The sequence below is a fragment of the Paenibacillus sp. JT22N12 genome (genome assembly GCF_056269365.1).
The window spans coordinates 425,315-448,168 of sequence record NZ_JBWDNU010000003.1; the positions used below are offsets into that span (position 1 = coordinate 425,315).

The 22,854-nt window shown below is 47.1% G+C and carries 21 protein-coding genes; 8 read left to right on the forward strand and 13 right to left on the reverse strand.

Translation table 11 applies throughout. From position 1 onward, the window contains the following. Positions 1 to 735: 735 nt before the first annotated feature. The 4 genes from tatC to AC0YOA_RS13295 form a co-directional block, all read right to left on the reverse strand. Positions 736 to 1,464: a twin-arginine translocase subunit TatC gene (gene tatC / locus AC0YOA_RS13280; protein WP_475786977.1), complete on the reverse strand. Its 729-nt coding sequence runs from the start codon at positions 1,462 to 1,464 to the stop codon at positions 736 to 738. Between the two features lies 1 nt (position 1,465). After that, positions 1,466 to 1,684, reverse strand: coding sequence for a twin-arginine translocase TatA/TatE family subunit (locus AC0YOA_RS13285; RefSeq protein WP_475786978.1), 219 nt, complete (start codon positions 1,682 to 1,684; stop codon positions 1,466 to 1,468). Between the two features lie 97 nt (positions 1,685 to 1,781). Beyond that, on the reverse strand, positions 1,782 to 3,413 hold the full coding sequence (locus tag AC0YOA_RS13290; RefSeq protein WP_475786979.1) for an alkaline phosphatase D family protein: 1,632 nt from the start codon (positions 3,411 to 3,413) through the stop codon (positions 1,782 to 1,784). 108 nt (positions 3,414 to 3,521) lie between these two features. Continuing rightward, the gene (locus AC0YOA_RS13295) at positions 3,522 to 4,595 is read right to left on the reverse strand and encodes a metallophosphoesterase (RefSeq protein WP_475786980.1); all 1,074 of its coding nucleotides are present in this window, start codon (positions 4,593 to 4,595) and stop codon (positions 3,522 to 3,524) included. Between the two features lie 481 nt (positions 4,596 to 5,076). Here AC0YOA_RS13295 and AC0YOA_RS13300 point away from each other — a divergent pair, with 481 nt between their 5' ends. The 6 genes from AC0YOA_RS13300 (at position 5,077) to AC0YOA_RS13325 (ending at position 12,567) form a co-directional block, all read left to right on the forward strand. Further along, entirely contained in the window at positions 5,077 to 6,747 is a 1,671-nt protein-coding gene (locus tag AC0YOA_RS13300; protein ID WP_475786981.1) for a type 2 periplasmic-binding domain-containing protein, read from the forward strand. Between the two features lie 23 nt (positions 6,748 to 6,770). After that, on the forward strand, positions 6,771 to 7,679 hold the full coding sequence (locus AC0YOA_RS13305) for an ABC transporter permease (protein ID WP_475786982.1): 909 nt from the start codon (positions 6,771 to 6,773) through the stop codon (positions 7,677 to 7,679). Positions 7,680 to 7,697: 18 nt separating this feature from the next. Then, positions 7,698 to 8,585: a carbohydrate ABC transporter permease gene (locus AC0YOA_RS13310; protein WP_475786983.1), complete on the forward strand. Its 888-nt coding sequence runs from the start codon at positions 7,698 to 7,700 to the stop codon at positions 8,583 to 8,585. Positions 8,586 to 8,850: 265 nt separating this feature from the next. After that, the gene (locus tag AC0YOA_RS13315; RefSeq protein WP_475786984.1) at positions 8,851 to 9,693 is read left to right on the forward strand and encodes a response regulator transcription factor; all 843 of its coding nucleotides are present in this window, start codon (positions 8,851 to 8,853) and stop codon (positions 9,691 to 9,693) included. Continuing rightward, positions 9,690 to 11,396, forward strand: a complete 1,707-nt coding sequence (locus tag AC0YOA_RS13320; protein WP_475786985.1) for a sensor histidine kinase — start codon at positions 9,690 to 9,692, stop codon at positions 11,394 to 11,396. Before AC0YOA_RS13315 ends, AC0YOA_RS13320 begins: the two co-directional genes overlap by 4 nt. Before the next feature lie 67 nt (positions 11,397 to 11,463). Further along, positions 11,464 to 12,567, forward strand: a complete 1,104-nt coding sequence (locus AC0YOA_RS13325; RefSeq protein WP_475786986.1) for a glycoside hydrolase family 172 protein — start codon at positions 11,464 to 11,466, stop codon at positions 12,565 to 12,567. A 175-nt stretch (positions 12,568 to 12,742) separates the two neighbouring features. Here AC0YOA_RS13325 and AC0YOA_RS13330 read toward each other — a convergent pair whose 3' ends face one another. The 5 genes from AC0YOA_RS13330 to AC0YOA_RS13350 all read right to left on the reverse strand — a co-directional run bounded on the left by AC0YOA_RS13330 (position 12,743) and on the right by AC0YOA_RS13350 (position 17,612). Next, entirely contained in the window at positions 12,743 to 13,636 is an 894-nt protein-coding gene (locus AC0YOA_RS13330; protein ID WP_475786987.1) for an aminoglycoside phosphotransferase family protein, read from the reverse strand. Between the two features lie 119 nt (positions 13,637 to 13,755). Further along, a complete protein-coding gene (locus tag AC0YOA_RS13335; protein ID WP_475786988.1) occupies positions 13,756 to 14,661 on the reverse strand; it encodes an aldo/keto reductase in 906 nt (301 codons plus the stop codon). 78 nt (positions 14,662 to 14,739) lie between these two features. Beyond that, positions 14,740 to 15,534 carry an SDR family NAD(P)-dependent oxidoreductase gene (locus AC0YOA_RS13340; RefSeq protein WP_475786989.1) on the reverse strand — a complete coding sequence of 265 codons (795 nt, stop codon included), beginning with the start codon at positions 15,532 to 15,534 and terminating at the stop codon, positions 14,740 to 14,742. A 209-nt stretch (positions 15,535 to 15,743) separates the two neighbouring features. Further along, positions 15,744 to 16,793: a helix-turn-helix transcriptional regulator gene (locus AC0YOA_RS13345; RefSeq protein ID WP_475786990.1), complete on the reverse strand. Its 1,050-nt coding sequence runs from the start codon at positions 16,791 to 16,793 to the stop codon at positions 15,744 to 15,746. A gap of 111 nt (positions 16,794 to 16,904) precedes the next feature. Then, entirely contained in the window at positions 16,905 to 17,612 is a 708-nt protein-coding gene (locus AC0YOA_RS13350) for a DNA alkylation repair protein (protein ID WP_475786991.1), read from the reverse strand. A gap of 238 nt (positions 17,613 to 17,850) precedes the next feature. On the opposite strand from AC0YOA_RS13350, the gene AC0YOA_RS13355 reads away from it, so the two are divergent. Further along, positions 17,851 to 18,693, forward strand: coding sequence for a hypothetical protein (locus tag AC0YOA_RS13355; protein ID WP_475786992.1), 843 nt, complete (start codon positions 17,851 to 17,853; stop codon positions 18,691 to 18,693). A 130-nt stretch (positions 18,694 to 18,823) separates the two neighbouring features. On the opposite strand, the gene AC0YOA_RS13360 is transcribed toward AC0YOA_RS13355, so the two are convergent. Beyond that, positions 18,824 to 19,201 (reverse strand): MerR family transcriptional regulator, encoded by a 378-nt coding sequence (locus AC0YOA_RS13360; RefSeq protein ID WP_475786993.1) that lies wholly within the window; start codon positions 19,199 to 19,201, stop codon positions 18,824 to 18,826. Positions 19,202 to 19,524: 323 nt separating this feature from the next. Here AC0YOA_RS13360 and AC0YOA_RS13365 point away from each other — a divergent pair, with 323 nt between their 5' ends. Next, the gene (locus tag AC0YOA_RS13365; RefSeq protein ID WP_475786994.1) at positions 19,525 to 20,397 is read left to right on the forward strand and encodes an SDR family oxidoreductase; all 873 of its coding nucleotides are present in this window, start codon (positions 19,525 to 19,527) and stop codon (positions 20,395 to 20,397) included. Positions 20,398 to 20,520: 123 nt separating this feature from the next. Here AC0YOA_RS13365 and AC0YOA_RS13370 read toward each other — a convergent pair whose 3' ends face one another. The 3 genes from AC0YOA_RS13370 to AC0YOA_RS13380 form a co-directional block, all read right to left on the reverse strand. Continuing rightward, on the reverse strand, positions 20,521 to 21,132 hold the full coding sequence (locus AC0YOA_RS13370; RefSeq protein ID WP_475786995.1) for an NAD(P)H-binding protein: 612 nt from the start codon (positions 21,130 to 21,132) through the stop codon (positions 20,521 to 20,523). Between the two features lie 162 nt (positions 21,133 to 21,294). Next, positions 21,295 to 22,164 carry an SDR family NAD(P)-dependent oxidoreductase gene (locus AC0YOA_RS13375; RefSeq protein WP_475786996.1) on the reverse strand — a complete coding sequence of 290 codons (870 nt, stop codon included), beginning with the start codon at positions 22,162 to 22,164 and terminating at the stop codon, positions 21,295 to 21,297. Positions 22,165 to 22,230: 66 nt separating this feature from the next. Beyond that, the gene (locus tag AC0YOA_RS13380) at positions 22,231 to 22,803 is read right to left on the reverse strand and encodes a TetR/AcrR family transcriptional regulator (RefSeq protein ID WP_475786997.1); all 573 of its coding nucleotides are present in this window, start codon (positions 22,801 to 22,803) and stop codon (positions 22,231 to 22,233) included. Positions 22,804 to 22,854 lie beyond the last annotated feature (51 nt).

Below are 22,854 nucleotides of genomic sequence, written 5' to 3' on the forward strand. Positions count from 1 at the left end.
TTTGTCGAAAATGAGCGAAACGGCAGCGAAATACATAAGAGCGGACGCCGGTTCCATGGGCTCGAGACCCTCCGCCGAAGCGATATTCGATACCGCTGAAATAAAAGGTAACAATAAGAACGATACGACCAACAACCATTTTGACAATTTCATGCTATGTCTCCTATGCTCTCTCTTTTGCCCCCAACGCGAAAACGCGTTGGCCGGCAGTTCTTTTTGACTACATTGGTAAGCAAGACGATACACTACTTGTAATAGTTTATAAATACTGAAAAATATTTTTTTTGTATACCCCATATAAGGGGCAACAAATCAAACACGAAAAAGACGCTATCCGAAGATACCAGCTACAACTTGATTTTCCGATTAGGCAGATTCGAACGATTTCCAGCTTCAACGTACTGTCCGATTATCCCTTTCAAGTAATTCTATAGTTGAAATTAAAAAACAAGGTAAACGCCATTTGGCAGTAACAGTGTTTTTCTGAAAAAGTAGCTGCGCGCGGCAAGCTCCTCACTAACGTATCTTTTAGCTGTCCTGTAACTGTCCAAGAGAGGTATACTATATCATATTAACGCTGGGAAGTGTTAAATTAGATGGACATAGAAACGGCTGTCGAGTCTTTCTCGACAGCCTGACAAGCAGAAACTGATTGACTTTTACTTGTTTGAAAAAAGTATGCCTGCAATTTCGTTAGCGTCCTTTTATTACCGGCATTATATTCAGTCCGGGTCATTACTCGCTCTGAAGATTCAGCTGTTTCCGGTACACGACCTTGGAAATCGCGATGCTGATTTCGTACAGCAGGAACAATGGTACCGTTACAACCAGATCGGATAAAATATCCGGAGGCGTAATCGCAACAGCGACGATTAGGAGCAAGAAATAAGCGAGTTTACGCGCTTTAGCAAGGCGATGCGGATTCAGAATGCCAAGACGGGTCAGAAACATAACGACCGCAGGCATTTCAAACAGCAACCCGAACGGCACGGTCATATGAATCATGAACGTAAAGTACTTATCCGCTGTATACATCGCATTGAAATCAGCCGCTGCCATCTGATTCATGAAGGAGAGCACCATTGGAAATAAAATAAGATAACCGAAGCTGATTCCAATGATGAACAATATTGTCAATCCTGGAATGAACAAGAGAGTTGCTCGCCGAGCTTGCTCGGAAAGAGCCGGCTTCACAAACTTCCAGATTTGATAAGCGGCTATCGGGATGGTTACTGCCAGTGCAAACACGCCCGCTATCATAAAATAGACCCACATCACATCAGACGGTCCAAGAATAACCAGCTTCTTATCCATTCCGCGCACGAGCCATTGATAGATATCCCGCACATAGAGGAAAGAGGCAACCATTGCGACCAGAAACGCAAGCAAGGTTCGAATAAGCCTCTTCCGCATCTCTTCAAGGTGTTCCATTACATTCATCTGTTTATTGCTGTCCGTACCCATGCTACTTGCCAACCTCAATAGATGACTTCGAAGACTCAGTATCGCTCTTTCCTTCATCAGCAGAATCGCCATTAACGAGTCCGCGCGTAGCACCTTTAAACTCGTTTAGCGTTCTGCCGACAGCTCGTCCAAGCTCAGGAAGTTTGGATGGCCCGAATATAATAAGCGCTATAACCAATATCAAGACAAGACCGCCAATTCCAATGTTTCCAAACGGCATAACCATTCATCTCCTCAGACTATTATAGGTCAGCCACAGCTTTTTTTGGATGCTGTGGCTGACGGTTTTCTAATCGGGCTTAAATCCAGTGCGTTCTCTATACTGTGACCGCAGCATCGTAAATTTTCTGCAATCCCGGTTTGCCCTTTTCCATCAGGAAGGAAGCACGGGTGAAAATCCCGGCGCCGGGACGGGTAACAAACGGAACAATCTGGTAATCAGCCTGAAAACTTTCATGCGTAGCGGTGCAGCGCACATAACCACGCTGGTTATTATAGAACTTGATATGCGGATTTTCCGCAAGGATGGCTTTTTGGGCATCGGTAATATCGACGCCGTCTCCTCCGGAGGTTATGGAAGTGCCGACAAATTCAGCTCCAAGGATCCCGGAATCCGGATTGTTGAAATCCGCCTTGATATCGCAAGCCCAGTTTGAGTGAACATCCCCGGTCAGGACAACAAGATTGGAAAGGTTCTTCTGTTTGGCGAAGCTTAGAATCCGGTCACGATTGGCGGAATAGCCATCCCATCCATCCATGCTGAACTCTTCCCCCTCTCCTATCAGATAGTCCCTCTTACAGAAAAACACCTGCTGCGGAATAATGTTCCACTGCGCTTGCGATTGATTGAGCCCTGAAAGCAGCCATTGCTCCTGCTCTTCGCCCATAATCGAGCGTTCCAAACTCGTGGATTCGGGTGTTGGGGGTTTGAGTCCGTCGCCACTCGCCTGATCATCACGGAATTGGCGGGTGTCCAGTACATGAACATTAGCCAGGTCACCGTAATTGAAATGTCTGTACAACTGCATGGTGAAACCGCTTGGCAGGGAAGCGCTTCTTAAAGGCATATTTTCATAATAGGCCTGGAATGCCGCAGCCTTGCGGGCCAGGAAAGGTTCGATCGGCTGATTGGCCTCAGGGATCAGACCGGCGTGGTTGTTCTCGACTTCATGGTCGTCCATCGCAACTACCCATGGGAACTTGGCATGTGCGGCCTGCAGGTCGCTATCACTTTTGTACAACGCGTAGCGGTTGCGGTAATCGTTAAGTGTAATGATTTCAGGACCGTTATGGTACCGTGGGCTTGGAGTATTCTGGTTGGGGCCGGGACCCTCATAAATGTAATCGCCCAGATGAAAGACGAGGTCCAATTCATCCGCAGCCATATGCCGGTAAGGGGTAAAGTATCCCGTTGGGTAGTTTTGGCAGGAAGCAAAAGCAAATGTCATTTTCGAAACGTGAGATCCGTATGCCGGCAGCGTTTTCGTCCGGCCTGTGGGACTGATTTCCTTTCCGGCTTGAAAGCGGTAGTAATAGACTTGGTTCGGTTTCAGTCCATCCACCTCGACATGCACAGAATGCCCGAGCTGGGCTCTGGCAAAGCCTGCTCCTTCACGCACGACCTTGCGGAATTTATCGTCGATGGCCACTTCCCATTTGACAGGAACGTCGCTGCCTGTCATGCCTCCGCCATTCAGCGGGTCTGGTGCAAGCCGGGTCCACAGCACAACGCTATCCTGCCAAGGGTCACCGGACGCCACCCCTAAAGTAAATGGGTATGCTGAAAATTTCGGGGCTGCATCGACAAAACCCCCTTGAAGTGAAGCGGCGATTGTCAAACCAAGCGATGCGATTGCGACCTTTCCTGTTGCCTGGAGAAAATCGCGGCGATCCATCTTGCCTTCCCGAAAGCGTTGTTCCAGATCCTTGAATAATTTTTCCTTGCTCATTACATCGACCCCTTTTCATTTGTATTCAATCTTCTTCCCTTGTCCACTTCATCGACTCCTTGAATTAATAACGTTTATGATTTCAATTGTCTGTTTCAGATGTAAAGGTCACGCGTGTTGAACCTCTTTGGCGGTTTCTGCATGACGTATTTTGCCAATCTTTAGTACACGGTTCGGCTCCCGTCCATATCCTTTAATCTCTAATCTGTCAGAATACACCCTGACTAGTGAATACGCATTAGTGTTGGCGGTTTCTACCATACCTTTGAAGTTTACGAAATAGATTCCGTTCTGCTCCGCATAGTTCCCTTCATGATTATGACCATTGAAGTAGGCAACTACATTTCCGGAGGACCCCAGCACCTTGACCAGAGCTTCGTAATTCCAGGCGTTGTGAACATTCAGTGGAGCGATCGGGTGATGACCGATAACGATTACCTTTTCTCCAGCCTTGACAGACTTTGCAAGTATATCCTGCAGCCAAGTCATTTGAACCGAATCTACACCACCGTTCCAAGTCTGGGCGTTGTCCGCCCCACTCCAGGTCAATACATCTAACACCGTCTTGGCCTGTTGGTGTTTCTCAGAATTTACAGGATTTGCGTATAAGCTGAGGTCATTTGTGTCAAGCACCACAAATCGCCAACCCTCATAGCTGAAATCATAATAAAAATTAGGCATGCCTAGCAGGTCGGCCACCTTTTTGGCATCCATAGCATAGTCATGATTTCCAAGCAAATGGTACTTTGGCCCTTTAACCTGATTGTAGACAGGTAGAATTTTTGAAAAACTGGAAGCGTTTTGGTCAATGATGTCGCCAAGATGGATGGTGAAAGTGACATCGTTTTCGTTGAAGGTTCTAACCGCTTCCGCAAGCTTGCCAAGAGAAGCCCGGTAATAACGTGTTGAACCGGACGGCGTATCGATATCGGCATATTGAGCGTCTGCCACGAGACCAAACTGAAAAATAAACTTCTTTTGGGAGAGAGTATTGGAATGATCGGGATCGTCTGAAGCTGCCAATACACTTCCAATCGGGTTCAACATGGATAAAGCGAAAGCAGCTCCAGCCAGCTTGGTTGTCTTTTGCAAAAAGGTACGGCGATCTATTTCTTGATCAAAGACAAAGACATTTTCAAGCTTTTGCTTTTTCTCTTCCTGTACTTCTCTATCATTTTTCATTTGTTCTCAACACTTCCTGTTCATCGTATTTTCAACAGACTCCCAGGACAAAAGAATAGAATATGCCATTTTATGGGTTCCTCGCCTATTCCGATTAAGTTATCAATTCCTCCCTTTCAATTATTTTGGTCATAAAAAAATCAAGGCGAGTACAAAACAGACGCCTCCCTCCTTCCATCTGGGTAATATGGCTATTCTTTCCTGAGTCGGCTTAATAATAACGTCTTTTTATTTGTACAATTTCAACTCAATTTGTAGATTTTGTAAATATATGCTCAAGTCGGTTTTATTTTTCTTTAGATCTATCAATTTCTGCTGCCTTTTGAACATATGCAAGGATCGATTGTATTTTCACAGAACATTAATCATGAAATAATTGATAGATTTCTGAAACAATTGTTATAGAGAGGCATCTCCGAACAAAATATAATGAATTTAATACAACGTTGTATGTTTCCAATTGACAAGGAGGGCGGTATTTTTGAAAACGTTATCACTATTGATCGTAACAATTGCTATGACATTGGCTCTGGCGGCTTGCAGCAAAAGTGGCAACAAGCCGGTAGACCAGCCTTCAGCGACATCGGACGGCTCGGCGGTGGACGCGGACAACACGGCCTGGGATCCCTACACCCCTTATAAAGAAACCGTTTCCTTTACGAAGGGGGTCATCAAAGGCTCGGAAAACTTCCCGGAAGGCGACGATTTCGCCAACAATGACTTCACCCGTTACGTCAAAGATCAGATGAACATTGAAACGAAGATCGCCTGGGAAGTGGATGCAAACAATTACGCTCAGAAGATCGCACTTTCGATTGCCTCGCAGAACATTCCCGACATGATGGTGGTGGATCGAAAAATATTCAAGCAGCTCATCGACAACGACCTGATTTGGGATATGACGAAAGCGTACAACACCAGCATTTCTCCATTTCTGAAGGAGCAATACGATACCTACGGCGACCGTCTGTTCGATGAAGTGACGGTAGACGGCAAGCTGATGGGCATACCGGCGACGAATATCGGCTATTGTCAAAATGTGCTCTGGATCCGCAAGGACTGGCTGGACAAATTGCATCTCGACGCTCCCAGGACGCTGGACGACGTCATCAATGTTGCCAAACAGTTCGTAGAGCATGATCCCGGGGGCAACGGGCCGGGCAAAACGATCGGCCTGTCCGCGGCCGGCAACGTTTACAGTGGCTACAATTCAAGATTCGGCCTTGATACGATCTTCTCCGTATTCGGCGCTTATCCCGGTTCCTGGGTGAACGTGGACGGCAAGCCGGTTTACGGCTCGGTGATGGACGGCATGAAGCCGGCCCTGTCGCTGATGCGCGATCTGTATGCGCAAGGCATTCTGGACAAAGAATTCGCTATCCGCAAAGACAGCGACCGCGACGCCCTGCTCGCTTCCGGACAGCTTGGCATGTATTTCGGTGTCTGGTGGCCGGCGGGCGGGCAGACCGATGCGGTCAAGAACAATCCTGACGCGGACTGGATTGCGGTCTCCGCCCCCGTCAATAACGAAGGGAAGCTGACGACAATCGAGAACGATCCGCTGGCTGGCATAGTTGTCGTAAGCAAGAAGTTCGCTCATCCGGAAGCGATCGTGAAGGCGCTTAACGCCGGCTACGACAGTCTACGCGGCAACGGTGAGGCTGGCGCTGCATCCTATAAGCAATGGAACGAGCATTCTCCTGGCATGGGCTGGGGCACGATGTTGATTCCGATTGCTATTGATTATCATAATTCCATCGGTATATTGCTGGCCGATTTGAACAAAGCGCTTAAAGCGGATGATCCCAGCCTCATTTCGCTCAAAGGCTTCGAGGGCGCCTTCGAACGGATCAAGGCAAATAGGGAACATCCGAAGAAGGATATTAACGCCTATATGGAAGAGCAGGCGCGCATCTTCGGCACGACGGCTGCGGTTGACGGTAACCTGGAAGTTATACCAGCGGCATTTTTCGGCCAAACGGCGACAATGGCAACCAAATGGTCCAACCTACAGAAGATGGAAACTGAAATGCTGATCAAAATTATTATGGGCGAGCGGCCGGTCGAAGATTTTGACAGCTTTGTCGATCAATGGTACGCAGCGGGCGGGCAGGAAATTACAAACGAGGTCGCCGCCGAGATGAAGCCATAGGGAAGGACCGAAGGAGGACCGTTATGACGAGACCGAATCGAAAAGCAAGAAATACAGAGGTGCTCAGCTACCATTTGATGGTGCTTCCCGGAGTCGTCCTGCTGATCATCTTCAGCGTCATTCCCTTGTTCGGGCTTGTTATCGCCTTTCAAAATTATATTCCCGCCAAGGGCATACTCGGTTCGAAGTGGGTCGGTCTGGACAATATCCGGTACATGTTTCAAATTCCCGACGGCATCCGCGTATTGAGCAATACCAGTATTATCGCCGCGGCGAAAATCGCAGCTGGCATTATCGTTCCCGTGGGCTTCGCGCTGCTGCTTAACGAGGTGCGGAACCGCACATATAAGAAAACGATTCAAACTATTGTCTATATGCCGCATTTTCTGTCTTGGGTCATTGTGGGGAGTATCTTCGTCTCGATGTTTTCGATGGACGGCGTCATCAATTCGGCTGTTGCCGCATTCGGCGCCGAGCCAGTTATGTTCATGGCCAGCAACTTCTGGTTCCGCCCCATTCTTGTGGCGACGGACGTCTGGAAGGAATTCGGCTACGGCGCGATTATTTATCTGGCGGCCCTGACCGCCGTCGATGCGAACCTGTACGAGGCTGCCGCCATGGATGGCGCCTCGCGGTTCAGGCAGCTAATGCATATTACGCTGCCCGCGCTTGTTCCCACCGTTATTCTGATGTCGGCACTCAGTCTAGGGAACATATTGAATGCCGGCTTCGACCAGGTATTTAATATGTACAACCCGCTCGTCTATGAGACCAGTGATATTATCGACACGTACGTCTACCGGATGGGACTGGTCGATATGCAGTTCAGCCTCGGTACGGCCGTCGGTTTAATGAAGTCGGTCGTCAGCTTCGTACTGATCTCCGTATCCTATTTTCTGGCAAACAGATTCGCTGGCTATAAAATCTTCTGAGGACAAGGGGGCCGTTCAATGGTGCATTCGGAATCGCTGTCAGAGAAGCTGATGAACGCCGTCGTCTATATCGTGCTGACGATTGTAACGATGGCTTGCCTCTTCCCGATCGTTCATACGATAGCCGTTTCGTTCTCGGACAAAGCGGCGGCCGTTGCAGGCATGGTTACGGTCTGGCCGGTCCGGTTTACGACTGCCTCCTATCATGCCATCCTGGAGGACGAGCAGTTCTTTCGCTCGTTTGGCGTCTCAATCTTCCGGGTTTTGCTTGGAGGAAGCATCAATCTCATCCTGAGCATACTGATGGCTTATCCATTATCCAGAAGCAAGCGGTATTTTCCGCAGCGCAACCTTTATATCTGGTTTCTGGTGTTTGTCATGCTTTTTAATGGCGGCATCATTCCGAATTATTTGCTCATCGACAAGCTGAATATGCTGGACACGATCTGGGCGCTCGTTCTGCCGGGCGCCGTGCCGGTGTTCAGCGTCATTATCCTGATGAATTTCTTCAAAGGATTGCCCGGCGAGCTGGAAGAAGCGGGCCGCATCGATGGCGCCGGCCCGTGGAACATGATGATGAAGATTTTCGTTCCGTTGGCCGCGCCTTCGATCGCCACAATTACGCTGTTTTCCATCGTGGGGCATTGGAACGCCTTTTTCGATGGGATCATTTATATCAACACGTCGGCCAATTTGCCACTCCAGTCGTATATGCAGCAGCTCGTTGTCGAGCTCAGGGAAACGAGCATGCTGTCGATGGAAGAGCTGCAGCGCATGAACGAAATTTCCAACAAAACGTTTAATGCGGCCAAGGTGTTCGTGTCCATAATCCCGATCCTGCTCGTCTATCCGTTCCTGCAAAAATATTTTGTTACAGGCCTTGTAATGGGTGCTGTAAAAGGGTAGCGTTCCCCGTCCGACCCGCCGGTCCAGCACCCCACCGCTTGCGGTTTGCGCAATGCCGGCTGGAGCCGGGAAAGCACGACGCGACGTTGGACGCTGCCCGCTATCTGTTTCATTTTTACAACAACCTTTAGCTACAAAAAAAATGCAACTGCTGCGAAATTGCAGTACGCTGGTCTTGAGCGGATTTCGTCATTTTCTCCCGCTGTATGAAAGCGACTTCATTTTTGATTATGAAGTTAAACTATTTTCACAAGGGAGGATGTCTATGTATCGTGTTCTGGTTGTGGACGATGAATGGACGGAACGGGAAGGACTGGCATTTCTGATTAAGCAGCAGGAGCTTTGCTTCGAGATAGACAAGGCGTGCAACGGGCAGGAAGCGTTTGAGCTGCTGCAGCGGTGGCCGGCGGATGTCCTCATTACGGACATTCAAATGCCGCTGATGAATGGGCTGGAGCTGTCGGAGAGAATAAAGGAATTGTACCCGCAAATGATTATCCTGATCTCCAGCGCTTACGACGAATTCGAATATATGCACAGAGCGATCAAGGTGAAGGTTGAGGATTATATTTTGAAGCCAGTTGACGTCAATCAATTTGTACCCATCATTTCCCGTGTACGCTCGAAGCTGGACGAACGGAGCCGGGAGCGCGAAAATCGGCGCAAGCTGTTCGAAGATTATAACGGCGCATCCTTCTTCATAAAAGAGAAGCTGATGCTGCAGCTGCTAGACAATATCCCCCCTTCGCAGCCATTCAATGATTCCGATACAGGAAAAAGCGAGAAAAAAGCGATTTCCCAAGCTGTTGCCTTAATCGAAAGTCACTATTGCGAAGAAATCGGCCTGGAATGGGTTGCTGGGCGAATTTACCTCTCCCCCGGCTATTTAAGCGGTCTGTTTAAGAAGGAAACCGGCAAAAGCATTATCCAATACATCACACTTTGCCGCATGGAGAACGCGAAGAAGCTGCTTCTGGAAACGAATATGAAGATTGTCGATGTGTGCCAGAAAGTCGGCTATAACAACCCCTCCTATTTTACGCTGATCTTTCGCAAATATTTTGGTGTTACGCCCAATCATATGAGAGAAAAAGGGGAACGGGCATGAATCCGTTTGTTCGTTTCTTCCTTAATCTCCGCTTCAAAAACAAATTGCTGCTGTCCTACCTCGTCGTTGTGCTCATTCCGGTCGTGACCTGGGTCATCTATTCGTTTATCCAGACGAATCGATTTATTATCGATCAGTCAGAAACAACCTTCCAGAATATTTCGGTCACGACCCGAAGTAATTTGGAGCAAAAGCTGAAAAAAATTGAAAACGCCTTCGAACTGATGACGTCGGACACGACGATGATGAGAATCATCAACGGGAAATACGCCAGTAATTACGATAAATATTATGATATCACCTTTAAATTCGATCCGATGGTCAACGCCTTGAAAATGATGAACAGCGAGATCTTGCAAATCAGCATTTTTACTAACGGCGACATTAAAAATGCCAGGGAAAACTTTATTGATCTGGAGGAATCTATCGATGAATTCGAATTTTTGTCCGTCGTCGATACGATTGATGCCGTCTGGATTTTCAAGGACGGTCATCTGAGCGTGGCGCAGCAGGTGCTGTCGCTGGACGAGCCGGGCCAATCTGCCATCGTCTCTCTGGACATCGATGCGAACTATATACTCAGCAACAATGTTTCTTCCGAGCTGAAAAATTACGGTTTGCTGATTATGGATAGCGACAATGACGTCGTCTATCGGGAAGACCGTCTGGAGCATCCCGTCGCAAACGGCAATGCCACGGTTGCAGAATTAGAGAAAATGAGCCAACGCAATGATGATTTCCTTCTCTTTCATGAAAAGGTATATCCGGAAGGCTGGGAATTGTATATGTACACCGATACCCGCTCGTCGATGATCTCCTTCGGCAGCGCCTTCCGCTCCACCCTATCTATTACAATTGTTGTCGTTACGCTGATCTTTATCGTCATCATGCTGTTCTCCCATACGTTCGTCAGGCGCATCGCGCGGCTCAACCGTCTGCTTGCCGGAGTCGTATCGGGCGGATTCGAAGCGAGTATCGCTTCCGGCTACCGGGATGAGATCGGGGAGATGACCAATAATATCGGCGCGATGGTGAAGCAGACGAGACAATTGATTGACGAATTGCACGTCAGCCATGCGCAGCAGCGGGAAGCCGAAATCAAAGCGCTGCAATCACAGATCAATCCTCATTTTTTATATAATACGTTGTCAACAATCAATTGGAAGGCGATACAAAGCGGGAACGAGGATATTTCCAAAATAGCCGTCTCGCTCTCGGCCTTTTACCGTTCGACGTTAAACCGTGGGCACATGGTGACAACGGTCGAGAACGAGCTGGCCCATGTCCGGGCTTATCTCGATATCCAGTTAAGTTCGTCTCACCATTCTTTCGATGTAGCTTACACCATCGAAGACAAGATTCTGGAATATCACATGCCCAGCATTATCCTGCAGCCCATCGTCGAGAATGCCATCGAGCACGGTCTAGCATCCAGGATCAGCAAGGGTGTTCGGGGCGCTATCCTTATCAACATTTACGAGCAGGGAAACGATATTTTGCTCGAGGTGATCGATAACGGCAGCGGCATGAGTGACGAAACCGTGAGTGACGTGCTGGTGAACGGCAAAAAGGGGTACGGCCTCCAAAATGTCGATCATCGGTTGAAACTATTTTTTGACCGGCAGTACGGTCTGACGTTCCATAGCTTGAAGCCATACGGCACAAAGGCTGTCATTCGCATTCCGAAATATGTCCATTTCTAGAGAGATACCGCAAGCCCGGCACGAAAGAAAACCAATCTTAATCCGAATACGAAAGGAATGGATCATTATGAACCCTCTATTGGCAGGAAACTCACTGGACACGCTATTCCAATTGAAAGATTGCAAGAGCAAAAGAATTTCAAGCCATGACAAACTGGGTGGAAACAAGGACTGGATCGATATCGCTCTAGGTGAAACGCGAATCTTCGCCGAAATTGATGAGACGGCCATCATTCGTCATCTATGGTGCACAGTAGGAACGAGTGATCCGCTGTATGCACGGAAAACGGTTTTGCGAATGTATTGGGATGATGAAACCGCTCCCAGTGTTGAGGCTCCCTTGGGTGATTTCTTTGGAATCGGTCACGGTCTGATTAAAAATTTCGTCTCCGAGCCGCTGATGATGAGCCCCCAAGGAGGTAAAGGATTTAATTGCTTTTTCCCGATGCCGTTTAAAACATCCGCGCGGCTGGAATTGACGAACGAATGCAAATCCGCTATTAGCCTCTACTTCTATGTGGATTACGAAACTTACGACGACCTGAGCGGAGATGTGGGCTACTTCCATGCCCAGTGGCGTAGAGAGCGGGACACGCAGGGCTGGGCTGATCCCGGCGTCAATATTCTTACCCGGAAAGCGAACAAGCCCGGTTATCCGGACTGGTTCCCCGAGGCGTGGCTGACGCCGAATCTGGACGGCAAGGACAATTACGTCATCCTGGAAGCGGTGGGTAGAGGCCATTATGTCGGCTGCAATTTGAATATAGACTGTACCGAAATGCAGGCTAATGACTGGTACGGTGAAGGGGACGACATGATCTTTATCGACGGCGATTCGTATCCCACTATTGTCGGCACAGGGACGGAAGACTATTTCAATACGGCATTCGGTCCCAGCGAGGAATATAACGCTCCCTGGCATGGCATCACGGTAAACCAGGGCGATGCCAAATGGCGCTGGAGAGGAAAAAACGCCATGTACCGGTTTCATATCAAAGATCCCATCCGCTTCTCCTCATCCATTCGCGTCACCATAGAGCATGGACATGCCAACAAGCTTTCCCATGATTATTCCAGCACGGCTTACTGGTATCAGACGGAGCCGCATAAGCCTTTCGCTACGTTACCTCTCGCGGCACTACGGCTTCCCAAAGATGCGGAAGATAAGTGAGAAGAATTCAGGAATGTGAAATCCTTTGCAGACTGGTATATCGAAACGTCGTTCGATTCACGAATCCTTTGTCGTCCGAAGAAGTAAAAGGAGCTGCCGCAGCAGCTCCTTCGTCAAATATCTTTTAGCAAGCTATCGTGCTCGTTCGTGTTGCATTCCTGAGTCTTACGGCAAATTATTCCTGTATTTTCGCTGATTCGTAATCATCTACTATTATATTAATTATTTTATATGATTCTTCTGCTATTGCCTTACTTGTATTTTTATTACCATTGTAGGTTATTAAAGCCTTCCATAAAGCCCATCCTCTTGCTCTGTTCCAGGTTTCTTCATCCATATTTAATACATTCTTGAATATCCTTCTACTATTAGCGTCAAAAAATGTCCATGCCATTGCCGCATCGCAAGCAGGGTCTCCTGCACCCAATATTCCGAAATCAATAACTGCACAAAGTTTCCCATCCTTAACCAGCAGATTTCCTGGTGCTATATCGCCATGAACCCAAACTGGAGCTGATTCCCATTTAGAATCTAATGCCAGTTGCCATATTTCGTTCAATACATGTTCATCAAAAGTATCTCTATTATTCTCAATTGCATTTCCAGACTCTTCATCGTATACAGCTATAGCTCCACCTCTATAAAAATTATGCTGCCCGGCTAATGGACCTCCACTAGCATCAATAGATTGTAATTCCATTAAAAATGTCCCTAAGTCACTGGCAAATTGATTTAAATCATTAATATTCTTTTGAGCTGCTGTCTCTCCCTCCAACCACTTGTTGATAGACCAAGGGTATGGATATTCTTCGCTTGGATTACCTTTAGCTAAAGGTGTAGGAATGGGTAAAGAGAGTTTTCCAGATAATATTGGCAGCCATATTTGTTCTTTCTCCACTTGAGGAACATAGGATGCTGCACTTGGTAACCTTACACTCATATGTTCGCCTAAATGAAAAGTTCTATTATCATTCCCGCTAACTTTTACAGGCCTGATATCCAGATCAGACCATTCTGGAAATTGTTCATTAATTAATTTCACAACCAAATCGACGTTTATATTATTCATATAATCCCTCTCAAACCACCCGGAATTTTGTAAGAGTATAAAATTTAATTAAAAAAAAAAGACATCGTTCAATACGTACGTCTGGTTAATTTGAAAGACAGACATACAGGAATGAGGCGCTACCGGTGATCCTTGTAAAGGTTCGGTCTGGTCGCAGCCCGTATTGCTTCTAGTTCCTCGACGGACAGCGGTACAGCAGCGGCCGATACATTGTGTCGCAGCTGCTCCAGGCTACTTGCGCCGGGAATTACCACACTCACCGTTGGATCGCTCAGCACATACCGAATGGCGGTCTGCGCCAGCGTTCGCGTATCGCCAGCGAGCCCAAGGAGACTCCGGCGCAGGGCGGGCAATTCCTCACGGCTGTAATCGAGATAGTCCCGGTCCGCCTTGCCCTCCCCGCCCTCTGCGAGGATGCCGCCAGCGAGTGGTCCGCGTGCGATCAAGCCGATCTCGTGTTCTGCAAGCAATGGAAGAACTTCCTCCTCGGCACGCCTGTCAAGAATGCTGTACTGGTTCATTACGCTTGCGATGCCGCTGCGCCGGACGTATTCCCTGATTACATTCGGACGTATGGATGATATCCCGTAGTGGCGGATCAGCCCGTCCCGTTTAAGCTCCTCAAACGCTTCGATCGTTTCCCCGATCGGATCCCCAATCGTTCCTCCGTGCAGCTGGTACAGATCGATATAATCAGTCCCAAGCCTTCTTAGGCTCTCTTTGACTGCTGATTGAATGTAAGCTTTGGAAGGGTCCCAGGACCAGCCCTCTTTGCCCGGCTCCCGCCGGTTGCCGACTTTGGTTGCCACGATGACATCGGCGCGGCGGTGCCGGATCGCCCTGCCAACAATTTCCTCATTGCGCCCCTCATTATAGAGGTCGGCGGTGTCGAGGAAATTCACGCCATGCTCCAATGCTTCATGGATAATGGAGACGGCCTTGGCCTCGTCCGAACCCAGCGACATGCACCCGAGACCGATCTCACTAACGTACAGATCCGACCTTCCCAAGCGATTTCGTTTCATCTGCTTCCCCTCCTGTGTGCGGATTGTTCAAGTATACCAATTCAATTGGCTTAACGCCGCTGCCTGGCTGAAATAATATTAAAAAATAGTCGGTACCATCCCCCCATCCATACGGATTGGAGAACCCTTGAACGCGGATGCATATGGACTACATACAAAAGCAGCCAGTCTGCCTACTTCAACAGGCTTGATAAATCGCTGTATTTCAGATTGAGGCAGGTTTGCAGCCATAAATTGTTTTTCTTTTTCTGAAAAAGTCATATCTTCATCAGGGTATATACCCTCGATTATTTGATGCACATTTTCAGAGAGTGTTGGTCCCGGCATGATCGTATTGACTGTAACCTCTGTTCCTATTGTTAATTTGGACAAGCTTTTTGACAATGATAACAGCATTGATTTTGTCATACCATACTGAGGCATTTGACCTGAAGGCATAACTGCTTCTTCACTCGCAATAAAGATAATGCGGCCATAATCATTTTTCAACATTTTAGGCAAATAAAATTTTGATAATCCATTTGCAGCAAGAACATTGGTACGGAAGTATTTTTCCCATACCTCATCGTCAACGTCCTCATATTTCATCATTTCATAAATCCCCATATTATTAACTAAAATATCGATATTGGGGTATTTTTCAAATAATGCTTCTCTTTGCCCAATATCCACAATATCGGCTGCGGCATTTTGAGGAGAGGTAGTCGGAAAATCTGACTTCATTTCATGTACAATTCGTTCTGCCTCTTCATAATTTCGTCCATTAATTAGTACATTAACACCTTCTTTGGCTAGTTCAATGGCAATTGCTTTACCTATACCTTTTGTTGATCCTGTAACTAAAGCTGTTTTATTGGTTAATCCCATTTCCATAATAGATTTCTCCTTTAGTTGTCATTTATTACTTTATTACCCTGTTTTGATATAGGGTTAATAAATTTACGTTGAACAGTGATTATATTACCTTCTCCGGATTGTTCAGTAACTAGCATACTGCGCCAAAGTTCTTGTTTGACACGCCAAATGATAAAACTCAGTAAATACGGGTTCTCTGCCGTTTTGGTTAGGTTGTGAATTCTATATTAATGAATGGGCGGCATTCCTTGCCGTCCTTCTGATATTGAGTTTGTACCTGAATGTTCAGTACGATAATTTGAAGGAGTGTCACCTTCCCAAAGGCGGAAGGCGCGGTAGAACGAGTTCTGGTCTTCATATCCAATCAAGAAAGCCACTTCTTTAATATCGAGCGAGGGGTCTGCCAAGTACTCTCGTGCCTGCTCATGTCTGGCTTCTGTCAACAGCTGCTTGAAGCTCGTGTTTTCGTCAGCAAGCCGGCGCTGCAAGGTACGATCGCTCATATTGAGCTCCTTCGCAACAGCCTGAATGTCGGGGCGCCCTCCTGTGAGGCTGCGTTTCATGATCCATTTGACCATCTCGGAAATTGAACGTCTGTGCTGCTGTTCATTGAGCGACCGGTCCAGAACGGGAGTCAGGATCTCCAGCAGCTCTTCGTTGTACGAGACAAAGGGGAGGTCCAGATCTCTTCGATGCAGCGTCAACCGGTTACATTTTGCACCAATCCGGATACGGCAGCCGAAGTAAGCTTCAAGAGCCTGCACATCGCCCATGGAGTGCGAAAATTCGACGGACTGAGCCGTCAAAGGCTGACCTGTGCCCCGGCGCCCAAGCTCCAGAAGATATGCCAGCGTGATACCAATCAGCATCGGCGGGCCGGGTTGCCCGGTATGCAGCCATTCCAGTTCGATTGTACAATGCTCGCCCTCCTCGGTGATACGCAAGCTTTCGGGGGGACATAGTTGTTTGTACCGGGCCATTCGGTTTAGAGCGTCGCGATAGTCACGAGCATGGTAAGTAGCCAAGACGGACGGAGGGTACTTTGCTGTTTCAAAGACAGTCGCAAGCTTGATGATTCCTTTGGCAGTGTCGCCGATGAGATCGGAATATGCCTGCCAGATCGCGAAATATTGGGCGGTGGTGACCAGTGGTTCACTAATAATAGTGAGCGGCAGTCGTGCTTTGCGAGCTACGTCGTGCGCGGAAATCCCTAATTGACATAACCCTGCCCAAAATCCCGGCGGGAATTTAATACGGTCAGAGGTATGAGACTTCATATATGCGGGCCTCCTTTAGGTAGTTCATTAGTTTTGCCCTTAAAAATGAAAAAGCCGCGATTTACGCGGCAATTGATAAGATAATGTTCTTTTTACTTGCGGCGAAGCGATTTAACATCTTACATATTTGCGTTTGAAGCCAAGCTGTCCTTTATCAACTGCCTTTTGAATATTTTCGGAAGCGAGCAGAAACTTGCTTTTGGTCTTGTCCCGTTTGACTTCTACCGGACCTACTGCCTTTGCGGTGTCGAACGCCTTATCATGAAGAGGCAAATAGGATACCCCGACTGTATAAATAAAATTATTCATAGCATATTTTGTTCGTTCGGGAGAATCTTGAATCGTAGTTTGCGCGATTTCAAGCATATTGGCAAGTTTGCTCTCGGAAAATTCACCATCGGGTCGATTTCCCAAAAGCCAGCAGTAACAGCTCCAGCCCGCTGACATTCTCAGCTCTTCGCCGCTTGCAATCCATTTATCGGCAACTTCTTGTGCAATATCTGTTTCTGCCAAGGTAACTGCCACCACATAATCGGAAAGCATAAAAAAATATGCCGCATCTATCCAACGCTCAAAGTCAGCTTCAGTCATTTCTTTTGGATCGGAAATTACGCCGGCAAAGTACATGGCGTCATAATTTCCCGTGGCGTAAAGCTGCTCAGCCAAAGGCTGATTTTTTTTGATTTTCTTGGCGATGGGCTTCATTTCGCCTGTAGCCACACCAAAAAGCGGTTCGTGCGCGCCATTGGATACGTATATTTTCTTGGTTCGTTCCTTGCTGAGAGCTTCTAGCTCCTGCATAACCATTTCAAAATTCATTGTTTAACACTTCCTTATTTTGAAGGCTTTCATCAAGTTTATCATATTCACATACTGCAAAGCTATAGTGAAGCAACACCGGTTGCGTTCGGAAAGCCATTGTATTTGCATATGCAATCCATTGTCCCTATTGCTGACAAATATAACTGAATGTTGGTTTAGGAATCCGAATCCAATCCGATCAAACAGGGAATAATTAGTTTGGGTTACTCATTCATTTGGAAGAAGGAAGATGTCAATGCCAAATTATGTTTGGTACCTCTCTCTCGTCGTTATAAGCATCATCATAGACGTATTTATGGTGATAAAAACAAAGAAAATCCAATTAATCAGTTTACTTTTCGGGATGATTGGAGTCGGTTATTCCATCGAATTTTTTATCTGTATACTTTTTGACAGTTATCGTTATATCCCCGATATTCTTGATAATTCTTATGACGATAACATTCTTGGCGCAATTGTATCCAATGCGTTTTCTTTGCCTTCTGCTTCGATTGTAATAGCCGGTTTATATTTAAACTTTGGATGGATTCTACTGTTCTCCGGAATATTTTTCGGAATAGAGTGTCTGTTCCTCAAGCTGGGTATTTATGAGCATCACTGGTGGAAATCTATATATACACTTATTGCCCTCCCGTTTTATTTCGGATTCGCAAAAATTTGGTTTCGTAAAATAGAAAAGTTCCTCCACACTCCTTTATACTTTGCAACGCTATGCTTCATTATTTTCGGCATTCGCGTATCCATGGATTATGTAATCTACGCAATCATAAAGAGTCACCTTTTTTTAATCGGATGGTTTGAGGACCCGTATCGCGATAATACCGTATTCGCTGCTGTCCAGAGTTTTTTAATTTGTATTTTAATCGTTATCCTATTTAAGCTTAAACTGCATCTATCCGTTAAAATAGCCCTCCTCTTCCTGATAACTGGCCTTAATTCTTTAATATTGATTTCGTTGGGCATTTTACATATTAAGTCTTGGGATGTGTTTTTTACACTTTCGGCAAACCTGATTGTACTCCTTATCCTGTTTCCGTTCAGTTGGTTATTATCATATCCTGAAAAGAAGCTCCCGTAATCCGGCATCGGAATGTCATTATTGAAATAAAAGTACATGCTCCCTGATCCAGAGAACGGACAATAAGACACTTTCTCATATAATGAGATTGTGTCTTATTCGGGTATCCGTCAGTTTCCCTTTGATTCTGCTATGGCAGCTTCTCAAATCTATTTTCCTGGGCGTCAATCAACGCCATTTTATAGTTCAGCTTTTCTAATGTTTTCATTAACTTTTGTATTTGTTCTTCTACCTTGTATTTCTGGTGGGCCAGCATGCCTTTCCTTTGCTGCAGCGTACTGTCCCCAGCCCTATAAAGCTCGTTATATTGTTTGATTTCCGCTAAAGGCAAACCTGTTGAACGCAGGGCTTGCACCGTTTCGATCCAATCGATGTTCGAGTCATTATATACCCGCCCCCCATTCACATCCCGGTCAACATGGGGCAGCACGCCTTCTTTCTCATAAAAACGCAAGGTATGCGGAGTGATGCCCGTTTTTTCTGATACCTCTTTAACTGTATAGAGCATACAATATTTTCACCATCCACATTAGAGTTACTTTAATGTATTTTACATTATGAAGGTCGTTTTTTCAACTAAATACCTGTAATTTATAGGTTCAAAAAAAAGGTTGACTTAGAGTCACTTCTACCTAGTAAGCTTATATAGAGTTAAGACAAACGCTGCAGCGTTTTAACAAAACGGGGTGATTTTAGTTTTCAATTGACACTTCCTTCATGGGAATGGAAGGGCGAAGCCGTCATTCTGTCGTTGCATTCGCATTTCAGATTTTTCTATTGTTTCGTCACATCATAACGATATTATACTGTTCTTGACAAGGAGATGCTTCAATGACAAAAACTGTATTAATCACGGGCTGCTCGACTGGATTGGGAAAAACAACAGCCAGAAAGTTTGCTTCCGAGGGATGGAATGTAATTGCGACAATGCGTAAGCCGGACGAAAGTATTGCGGCAGAAAATCCCGATCGGATTTTCGTAACAGCGCTGGATGTAACCGATCCTGCCAGCATTGAGACGGCAATTGCGGCGGGAGTCGCCCGGTTTGGGCGGATAGACGCCGTTGTGAACAACGCCGGTATCAGCGTTGTTTCGATTTTTGAGGCGACACCTATGAAGATGGTGCGCGACATTTTCGAAACCAACGTATTCGGCGTCATGAACGTGATTCAGGCGATCATACCGCATTTTCGCGAGCATGGCGGCGGAGCTGTCGTCAATATCAGCTCGGGTGTGGGCTACGCGTCGAGCCCGCTGCTGACGGTCTATACGGCGAGCAAGCATGCGATCGAGGGGTTGTCGGAATCGCTGTCCTACGAGCTTGAATCGCAAAACATCACGGTAAAACTTGTTGAGCCGGGAGCCATTAGAACCACAAACTTTACGCCAAGCACCCTGTCTGCCTCCCAGGATGCTCCCACTCCTCCTGAATATAAGGTGTATGTTGACCGGATGATGAATGCAATGATGAATTATCCGTTCGAAGATGCGAATGAGGAACATGTTGCGGCTATTGTCTATGAAGCAGCAGGCGACGAGTCTGTCCGGCTCCGGTATGTCTCAGGCCCCGATGCAGAAGAGATGGCGAGGCTGAGATGGTCGACGTCTGAAGAAAATTACATGACAGTCATGCGTGACCTGATGGGCCAGACAGCGTGGCGCAACAGTCTTGGCAAGCAAAGCCTTGAACAGCCAAACACTTGAAAGATGTCTCTTAGATGATTCGGGCCATCACCCGGTTCAAACGCAATGTCCCATAAGCATTTACAAGAATAAAGCTGAATCCAATTATAGGGTTCAGCTTTATTACATAGAGCGCTTTGAGCATTACAACAAATATTTCATATTCCTCCAATTATAAACCTTAACTTTCTCCAGTTGATTTTTTGCGGCATTATTCATTGCTTTGGCAATGTTTTTTCCTTCGGTACCTTTATAATGATTCAGTTTCCCAAAGAAAAACGGGTCAATTATCGTCCATATTCTCATTATGAGTCTTTCTAACGGGCGATTTTCCTTTCGTTTACCCATAATCATCGAGGGACGAAAAAAGTGCGTATGATCAAAATCCAGCGCTCTAATATCCCGTTCGATTTCGCCTTTGGTTTTTACATAAGAAATCCGTGAATTGACATTTGCCCCGACCGCTGTAACCACGAAAACAGATCTTGCTCCTTTTTCTTTGGCGATCTGTGCCGCTAAAACCGGATAATCGTGCGTTTCGCCAAGTGTAATGAATATTTCATCTGCTTCCATATGTTCTTTCAAGCCAGGCAAAGAATAGTAATCACCGATCAATCTCTTTAATTTGGGATGATTGATATTCAAGTTTCTACGAACAACAGCGGTTACTTGTTCATAATCATCATTATTCAACAGCTCATCAAGAAGGTATGATCCTACGAAACCGGTTGCCCCGAAAATAATTGCTTTTTTCATCTTTGTCCTACCTCCTGCTCGCTCCATTCCCATATTTGGATGAAGGCTGTTTATCCTGTGCCTGGGAGGAAACAGGAGCAACCTTTTTTCTCCTGTCCAGAGCATTGCCGCGGCGAAAATGCGAGACGCCGCGCGAAGTTCCGGTCGGCTAAGCAGCCTCGTTTACTTGAGAGATAAACCCGCCAGCAGCGATAGATCGCTGCCCTCGAAGTCTGTCGACCTGCTGACTTCTTCCCACTCGGCGGCAGCCTTCGCGTGCGATTGCATCCCCATCTCGAAGCCAAAGAGCGCGTCGCTCCCAAGAATGAGATGGCTTGGAAGTTCGTCACGGCGAGACAGGTCAAAGATGACCTTGGCGATCTTAACCGGGTCGCCGATTTCATTCCCCCGGTAATTTCCCAGCATAGTCAGCATTGCGCCGACACTGGCATCATAGTCCGGTATCAGACTGGGCGTGTTGCTCATGGCGGTCTCGGCACAATCTGTCCGCATCCCGCCGGGTTCTACCGAAATAGCCTTGACGCCAAAGGCGGCGACCTCGGCTGCAATAGACTCCGTGAATCCACTAACCGCGAACTTCGCGGCGTTATAGGCAGCCTGGCCGGGACCGCCGATCCGGCCGCCTACAGATGAGATGTTGATGATGTGGCCGGACCGCTGCTCACGCATGACGGGGATCGCGGCCCGCATCAGATTGACGACGCCGTAAAAGTTCGTGTCGATCAACGACCTGAATTTCTTTTCAGATACCTGTTCAAAAGGAGCAACGTAACTAAAACCCGCATTGTTAACCAATACGTCCAGACCGCCAAAGACTTCGACCGCAAGCTGTACGGCATCCTGCGCTGCTTTTGGCTCAGAAACATCAAGTGTTGCCAGCTTGACGCGGTTTCCATAGCTTTCCTTAAGGTCGGCTAGACTTTCGATATTCCTCGCAGTTGCTACCAAGCGATCTCCATTCTTGAGTACAGCTTCCGCAATGGAACGTCCTAATCCGCGACTACTGCCCGTTACCAACCATATCTTTTCCATATACATCTAACTCCTTTGTTTTTGAGTGTGTTCTCACTCATTTAAAAGCTGAAAAGAATGCACGCGTTACCGGCGTGCGATGGCCCCCCACAATGCCTCCCAACCCATTGACTTGTATTGATCGAGTTTGACAGAATCCTCCGAAGCCTTCTGCAGAACCATGTCGGCCAAAGCATTGATGACCCCGCCTAAAAAGGAGATAGGCTGTTTCCGGAGAATACCCGCCTTGAAGCCATCCTCCACTACCGTCTCGAGGTTGTAGAACATCTCTTCGCTTTCACTCTGGCTTGCCTCGGTGATTCTCTCCGAGACGCTAAGCTGCCGCAGCGCCTTCCGCTTGTCCGGGTTGTTCGCTCCCCAGTCGATGAAGCTGCTCCAGAGATGGCCGATCTGCTCCCGGATGCTTGCATCAGCCGGATAGTCAGCGGCGAGAAAGCCCATAAGATCAGACTTCAATTCCAGATAAAGCTGGTTAAGCAGATCGTCTTTGGTCGGGAAGTAGACAAACAGAGTCCCCTCCGCAACACCTGCATTCTTGGCGATCCTGATTGTGGATGCAGCAACGCCTGCCGATGCTACCTCATTCGTCGCAGCTGTTAGTAAAGCCTTTCGTTTCTCTTCGCTAAGGGGGCGGGCCATGGTTTGACCTCCTTCATTAAATTATTGAGTGAGAACATACTCAATTATATG

Excerpts from the sequence above, each read along its gene's own strand:
- tatC (WP_475786977.1), bottom strand. The coding sequence starts at position 1,464 with ATGGGTACGGACAGCAATAAACAGATGAATGTAATGGAACACCTTGAA.
- AC0YOA_RS13285 (WP_475786978.1), bottom strand. The coding sequence starts at position 1,684 with ATGCCGTTTGGAAACATTGGAATTGGCGGTCTTGTCTTGATATTGGTT.
- AC0YOA_RS13290 (WP_475786979.1), bottom strand. The coding sequence starts at position 3,413 with ATGAGCAAGGAAAAATTATTCAAGGATCTGGAACAACGCTTTCGGGAA.
- AC0YOA_RS13295 (WP_475786980.1), bottom strand. The coding sequence starts at position 4,595 with ATGAAAAATGATAGAGAAGTACAGGAAGAGAAAAAGCAAAAGCTTGAA.
- AC0YOA_RS13305 (WP_475786982.1), top strand. The coding sequence starts at position 6,771 with ATGACGAGACCGAATCGAAAAGCAAGAAATACAGAGGTGCTCAGCTAC.
- AC0YOA_RS13310 (WP_475786983.1), top strand. The coding sequence starts at position 7,698 with ATGGTGCATTCGGAATCGCTGTCAGAGAAGCTGATGAACGCCGTCGTC.
- AC0YOA_RS13315 (WP_475786984.1), top strand. The coding sequence starts at position 8,851 with ATGTATCGTGTTCTGGTTGTGGACGATGAATGGACGGAACGGGAAGGA.
- AC0YOA_RS13320 (WP_475786985.1), top strand. The coding sequence starts at position 9,690 with ATGAATCCGTTTGTTCGTTTCTTCCTTAATCTCCGCTTCAAAAACAAA.
- AC0YOA_RS13325 (WP_475786986.1), top strand. The coding sequence starts at position 11,464 with ATGAACCCTCTATTGGCAGGAAACTCACTGGACACGCTATTCCAATTG.
- AC0YOA_RS13330 (WP_475786987.1), bottom strand. The coding sequence starts at position 13,636 with ATGAATAATATAAACGTCGATTTGGTTGTGAAATTAATTAATGAACAA.
- AC0YOA_RS13335 (WP_475786988.1), bottom strand. The coding sequence starts at position 14,661 with ATGAAACGAAATCGCTTGGGAAGGTCGGATCTGTACGTTAGTGAGATC.
- AC0YOA_RS13340 (WP_475786989.1), bottom strand. The coding sequence starts at position 15,534 with ATGGAAATGGGATTAACCAATAAAACAGCTTTAGTTACAGGATCAACA.
- AC0YOA_RS13345 (WP_475786990.1), bottom strand. The coding sequence starts at position 16,793 with ATGAAGTCTCATACCTCTGACCGTATTAAATTCCCGCCGGGATTTTGG.
- AC0YOA_RS13350 (WP_475786991.1), bottom strand. The coding sequence starts at position 17,612 with ATGAATTTTGAAATGGTTATGCAGGAGCTAGAAGCTCTCAGCAAGGAA.
- AC0YOA_RS13355 (WP_475786992.1), top strand. The coding sequence starts at position 17,851 with ATGCCAAATTATGTTTGGTACCTCTCTCTCGTCGTTATAAGCATCATC.
- AC0YOA_RS13360 (WP_475786993.1), bottom strand. The coding sequence starts at position 19,201 with ATGCTCTATACAGTTAAAGAGGTATCAGAAAAAACGGGCATCACTCCG.
- AC0YOA_RS13365 (WP_475786994.1), top strand. The coding sequence starts at position 19,525 with ATGACAAAAACTGTATTAATCACGGGCTGCTCGACTGGATTGGGAAAA.
- AC0YOA_RS13370 (WP_475786995.1), bottom strand. The coding sequence starts at position 21,132 with ATGAAAAAAGCAATTATTTTCGGGGCAACCGGTTTCGTAGGATCATAC.
- AC0YOA_RS13375 (WP_475786996.1), bottom strand. The coding sequence starts at position 22,164 with ATGGAAAAGATATGGTTGGTAACGGGCAGTAGTCGCGGATTAGGACGT.
- AC0YOA_RS13380 (WP_475786997.1), bottom strand. The coding sequence starts at position 22,803 with ATGGCCCGCCCCCTTAGCGAAGAGAAACGAAAGGCTTTACTAACAGCT.